The organism is Bacillus sp. 522_BSPC, from assembly GCF_001076885.1.
Taxonomy (GTDB): Bacteria; Bacillota; Bacilli; order Bacillales; family Cytobacillaceae; genus Niallia; species Niallia hominis.
On sequence record NZ_JVDT01000257.1, the window covers coordinates 1 to 5,333 of the forward strand.

The following is a 5,333-nucleotide window of genomic DNA, read 5'->3' on the forward strand; positions in this document are numbered from 1 at the left end:
GTTTGAGTCAAGTATTTGTGGGAGAAATTTTTTATCGTCGGAATTTCTCTCTTTTTCAGTGTGTTTGCTATCTCTATTGTTAACGCTTTCTATACTTACTCTATTTATAGTCAGGCTGTTTTCGTAAAATTTTTTGGGATCAATAGACCGTTCCTTTCCGCTACAGGCACTTGCTTTCCGCGGGGAGGAAGTCGAGCCTCCTCGCCGTTCCGGCTGTGGGGTCTCGACCTTTCCTCTATGTCCCGCAGGAGTCAAGTGCCTTTCGCTCCAATCCACTCTGCGTTTTCTATGTTGTTAAAATCCATAACCTTTTAGAATACAGTTTACAGTTAAACGTCGACAATCCTTTTTAAAATCCTTGTAATGCTTTTAACGCATGATATAGTGGCTTTCCTGTTGTTTGACTCAAATAGGCAATGTTTTGTCTTGTTGCCTGTCCTGCTGTTTTGGTTAGTTTTTCACGGTAGTATTTTGGTTTTATATGATTTGATTCCTTCTCTTCCAATCGTTTCGTCATTGTTCCGATCAGTGTTTTAATATCTAATCCATCTTTTAAGCCAACCATGAATCGAATAAATGCATCTATTCCTTTTTCACTCCATGCCCTTCCGTTTTTCAGACGCTTGGCAAACACACTCATGGTTCCTTCTGCGCTGCCCATCGGACGCATATCACTCGTATCTATTCCTTGTTCCTGTAACCAAATTCTATAGTCTCCAAGTGCCTCGGGATATGGAGAAAGCTGGTTAATTAATGCTTCTAATCGTTCTTCTTTTTTCTCTGTATCCAGGGTCGCCACTGCACTATTTAACTCTACTAATAATCCCTCTCCATCATACTTAGCTAGCTTTTTTCGTATCGCTTTATATCTAGGATGTTCTTTAAAAATACGTTGGATTTCTCGAGCTACGTGGAATCTGTCTATCGTGAAAAAAGCTTTCTTTTGAAAATACTCTCTGCACGCAGTTATCCAACTAGCTCCGTCCCCATTGATAGCTAAAAGATGAGTAGTTGGATCGTAATGATACGTATCCATTAAAAATTGTTCTAACTCTTCCCAGAAAGGTGCTTCTGCTTTATGAATAAAATGCCGTTTTCCCACAAGACTGGCTCTCTTTCCATTCATAGACCAACCTTCATGGATAGCTGCGATCTTTTCTTCTCGTCCGCGCTTCTTACCACCTTGCCGTTTAATAAATAAGCCATCTACTTCGATAAATAATACCTTTCTTTTTGGTTCGATTGGCAAGCTCGGTACAACTTCTGTTTGTAATAAATGTTGACGAATCGCTTCATGACTAGCTACAGAGTATCCAAGTAATTTTTCTAACGTAGAAGATGCATGTCTGTATGATGGCCCAGTAACCGCCAATTCCATCGCCATTTCTTCCACAACTGGACTAAATCCTTTACCGCCCTCAAACTGTAAATATTGATCTAATAAATAGACATATTTGTTGCCGATACGATCCCAATAGTAATTTCGCTTAATTGAAACAGATCCAAATAAGGTGTCCATCTGAATCGCTCTCTTATCTTTGAGTTGATATCTTCCTTTATCTCGTTGTTCAGCTATTTCTCTGTCATACCCAGTTAACAGCTCCTCGAGAACTTCCGAAAAAGTTTCCTGTAATGTTTTAAATAAATCACTTTCTATTTCTTTTAATGTAGGTAGTTTTATGGTATTTTGTTTCATAGGGACTTTCTCCTTTTGTATGTTTTGTCCGCAAACACTACTATACAAAAAGAAAGTCCCTTTTTCTTTATTTTTGCTCATACTACCGCGCTTGCGTTTGGTTGGCGGTCTAACGACCACCAACCAAACCAGAGGGTAAATTATTTTCTACCCACAAACATTTTACTCATACTTAAGAATCGTAAATAAAGTAAAATTTCCATCAATGGGAATTTCTTTCTTCCCCATTGATGGTTAATACTATGACTGTTTCCGAAGATTTTCGGGGCTCTTTCCATTTTCTCTTATCCTTCATGCTAATTAACGAAAGTAGCCACCAAATACCCAAACACCCCAAAAAAGAATGATAACAATAAACAGAATAATTAAGAATGCATACCAGACACCACTGGAACCTCCATATACGCCTCCGTATGCAGCATAAGGTGCTCCAAATCCATATCCAACTGGAGTTGGTCCTACTCCTCCAAGTGGAACAGCTGGTGGTATTTGATTCGGGTATCCATAACCAACCATTAATATTCCTCCTCTCTTCTATAAAATATTCTTTATTTGTACCCAATGTTTTAGGCAATTGTCCTATTTTCTAATGATTTTCCTCTATCACAAAAATTGCTTTATATATTCACTAATTCTCCTATACTAATTAGAAAGATAAGTCGAAAAACCTGCATCTTCTGCCTTTGCAGCCAATTGCTCGGCATTATTTCTACTGCTAAAGGCTCCAATTTGTACAATATAGAGGTTATTTCGAAATAGAACGGCTGTTTCAAATCCTTTTTCACTTGCTTGTGCTGCTAGGTTAACAGCATTTACTTTTTCTGAAAATGCACCAATTTGCACACGGTATATTGGCTTAGATTGCTTTTTTGTTAATGAAAATGCTTTTTCTAAACCAAGGACATGACCTCTAGCAATTTTCACAATAAAATTGCTTTCTTTTAGGCGGTTAGCATCTGACGTTGTATCGATAAAACCATTTTCTGTTAATAATGCAGGCATACGTGTTTCTCTTAACACATAGAAATTTGCACGCTTCCTTCCTCTATCAATAAAGCCTGTATCAGCAACTACTTGCTCATGAATTAATTCTTGATAAGTTGTTGTAGGTTCACCAATCCCTGGATATATATAGCTTTCAAAGCCTGTTCCACCACCAGCATTTATATGAATAGAAAGATAAAAATCAGCATTCCAGTTATTAGCCGCCTCTGTTCTTTCTGACAAGCTCACTGTAGCATCTCCCGTACGACTCATTCGAATAGCAATATCTTCATATTCGTTTTGAAGTATAAGATTGATTTCTTGTGCAACCATTAATGTGATATTTTTTTCTAGTAATCCATTTCCTACTGCACCAGAATCAGAGCCACCATGACCTGGATCGATAAAAATTTTTACCATACTTTTCACCACCTTTCTAATAGTATAGAAAGGTGGTGAAAAATCGCTTGTTTGAAAGCCTAAGTATTATGAAAAAGTAGATAGTTAGTAACATAATCAAGATGACTTCATCGAATGTATGATTAAAATAGTATAACTTCTTTTTCTGTATTCTCAATATATTTTACTTCATAAATATTTCCTTTTATATCGCAATAATAAATAGATTTACTGATAATATTATCCTCTTCACCAAAACTGATAAAAATAATATATTTCACTAATCCTTCCTGTAAACCTTCAGAATCTACCGTGTCAAATTTTGACATATATTGATAGTTTGAGACGGGATACAAATCAAATCTCCATACAGTATTATTGTACAATTCTCCTCTTATTTCTTGATAGTTCCTACCTAGAATGGAGTTGACGTCTGCTTTTGTTTGCATATTTCTAACCATATCTTTTATCTCAGAAATAGTTACAATCGTTTGATCTTGCTGATTACTTGCTATAAGTTCATTTTTTTCATGATTCGGTCCATTAGTAAGGATAGATAGCAATAGTGAGATAACTAGCAGCAGCCTCCTAAACACCAATCTTCAACCCCTTCCGTTAGCTCTAACCCTTTTGAAAGAAACATTTATATTTCATTTATATTACAATTATTATAAAATATTTACACGATTTGAAGATTATTTGTTTATTCTTCTTTTCACGCTAGATGCTTAGCCTCCAGTCTTTCAATAATAGTAAGGCATGTACTTTTTACGATATGATATTTTATAGATAAAAATGATTAAATTTTCCAGTTCTAAAAAACTCCTTCGTTTCTTGTTCGCATACTTCTAAAGGACATGCATACAATGAAATGGAAGGAGGAGATTAATTGTGAAAAAAATCTCTTTTATATTGGTTATTGTACTTCTTGCTTTTATTGCATACATAGAAACCCCAACGGCCAGCATCAATAAAAATCAGGTTCTCTTTTATAGTCCAACAAATGAAGATCAAGAGGTTTCAAGTAATACAGATGAAATATTCGGTGCACCCGAACTGGAATACAAATTAGAAGAGACGAAAGAAGAGGATGGCTTTATTGTAGAGGTTTATCGTGAATATGAGATTTATAAAAATCGGCAGGGCGATATAGTAAAAACCGTAGCTACAGATAATACAGAGTTTATCCACTATGTGAAATATTAAGGATTAGAAAAAGCACCTAGTCATAGATTTATCCAATGACTTTAGATGCTTCTTCTAGCCTTCTATTTTCCTATTACTTTCTTTTTACAATTTCAAGCTAATGAAAAAATTTTACCCTCATAAGAATGCACCTTTTTATAACATCCTTATGTATAAACGCTAATCATTTTTGCGCTTTTTTTCCTTTTCTGCTCGGTAAAACTCATGAAACATTTTCATCAAAGCTCTTTTTTCAATCCGAGAAACATAGCTTCTTGAAATTCCTAGTTCTTTCGCAATTTCTCGTTGTGTTTTTTCCTTCTTTAAATCGAGTCCAAATCTTCCAATGATTACTTCTTTCTCTCTTTCATCTAACACATCAATATATTCTTTCACTTTTTCAAGCTCCATATTCAACTGAATAGTATTTACAACATCTTCTGATTCTGATTTCAAAACATCAATGAGGCTAATCTCGTTTCCTTCTTTATCCTGACCAATGGGGTCATGCAGGGATACATCCTTTTTTGTTTTTTTCAGTGCTCTTAAATGCATTAGGATTTCATTTTCTATACACCGAGCCGCATAAGTAGCCAATTTCGTCCCTTTTCCCTCTGAAAAGCTTTCTATCCCTTTTATAAGACCGATGGTTCCAATCGAAATTAGATCCTCTGAATCTTCACCTGTATTTTCAAATTTTTTCACAATATGGGCAACTAAGCGCAAGTTATGCTCTATTAACATATTTCTTGCATGGGAATCTCCTTCAGCCATCAACCTTAAATATTTTTTTTCATCACTCGCTGATAATGGTTGGGGAAATGCGTTATTTTTTACATAGGAAACAAGGAATACTAATTCTTTTAATAAAGCTCCAAGCGACAATAAGATTCCGGACATCTTTCCACCTCCACATTCAAGGACATTTGCCTATACTTCATTACTATGTAAATAGGGAGTAGGTCTTGCATGTCCAAGTGACAATAAACTTAGGAAAATCTATTTTATTTTAGTTTATTTCTAAGCAATTATGGGTATTATCTGGAGCATCTCATCAAAGAAGACAAAT

At 35.4% G+C, this 5,333-nt stretch carries 6 protein-coding genes; 1 reads left to right on the plus strand and 5 read right to left on the minus strand.

The window, feature by feature from the left end:
• Positions 1-349: 349 nt before the first annotated feature.
• From ADJ83_RS21545 to ADJ83_RS21560, 4 genes are all read right to left on the minus strand, one after another.
• Positions 350-1,696, minus strand: coding sequence for an ISLre2 family transposase (locus ADJ83_RS21545; protein WP_048717475.1), 1,347 nt, complete (start codon positions 1,694-1,696; stop codon positions 350-352).
• 300 nt (positions 1,697-1,996) lie between these two features.
• Positions 1,997-2,212 (minus strand): hypothetical protein, encoded by a 216-nt coding sequence (locus ADJ83_RS21550; RefSeq protein ID WP_031538904.1) that lies wholly within the window; start codon positions 2,210-2,212, stop codon positions 1,997-1,999.
• Between the two features lie 126 nt (positions 2,213-2,338).
• Complete coding sequence (locus ADJ83_RS21555) at positions 2,339-3,100, minus strand: N-acetylmuramoyl-L-alanine amidase (protein ID WP_031538903.1); 762 nt, start codon at positions 3,098-3,100, stop codon at positions 2,339-2,341.
• Between the two features lie 122 nt (positions 3,101-3,222).
• A complete protein-coding gene (locus ADJ83_RS21560) occupies positions 3,223-3,678 on the minus strand; it encodes a hypothetical protein (RefSeq protein WP_109769190.1) in 456 nt (151 codons plus the stop codon).
• Between the two features lie 292 nt (positions 3,679-3,970).
• On the opposite strand from ADJ83_RS21560, the gene ADJ83_RS21565 reads away from it, so the two are divergent.
• Positions 3,971-4,285 (plus strand): hypothetical protein, encoded by a 315-nt coding sequence (locus ADJ83_RS21565; protein ID WP_031538901.1) that lies wholly within the window; start codon positions 3,971-3,973, stop codon positions 4,283-4,285.
• A gap of 159 nt (positions 4,286-4,444) precedes the next feature.
• Here the strand turns inward: ADJ83_RS21565 and sigK are convergent, their stop codons facing one another.
• Complete coding sequence (gene sigK / locus ADJ83_RS21570; RefSeq protein WP_031538899.1) at positions 4,445-5,164, minus strand: RNA polymerase sporulation sigma factor SigK; 720 nt, start codon at positions 5,162-5,164, stop codon at positions 4,445-4,447.
• Positions 5,165-5,333 lie beyond the last annotated feature (169 nt).

Excerpts from the sequence above, each read along its gene's own strand:
- sigK (WP_031538899.1), bottom strand. The coding sequence starts at position 5,164 with ATGTCCGGAATCTTATTGTCGCTTGGAGCTTTATTAAAAGAATTAGTA.
- ADJ83_RS21545 (WP_048717475.1), bottom strand. The coding sequence starts at position 1,696 with ATGAAACAAAATACCATAAAACTACCTACATTAAAAGAAATAGAAAGT.
- ADJ83_RS21555 (WP_031538903.1), bottom strand. The coding sequence starts at position 3,100 with ATGGTAAAAATTTTTATCGATCCAGGTCATGGTGGCTCTGATTCTGGT.
- ADJ83_RS21550 (WP_031538904.1), bottom strand. The coding sequence starts at position 2,212 with ATGGTTGGTTATGGATACCCGAATCAAATACCACCAGCTGTTCCACTT.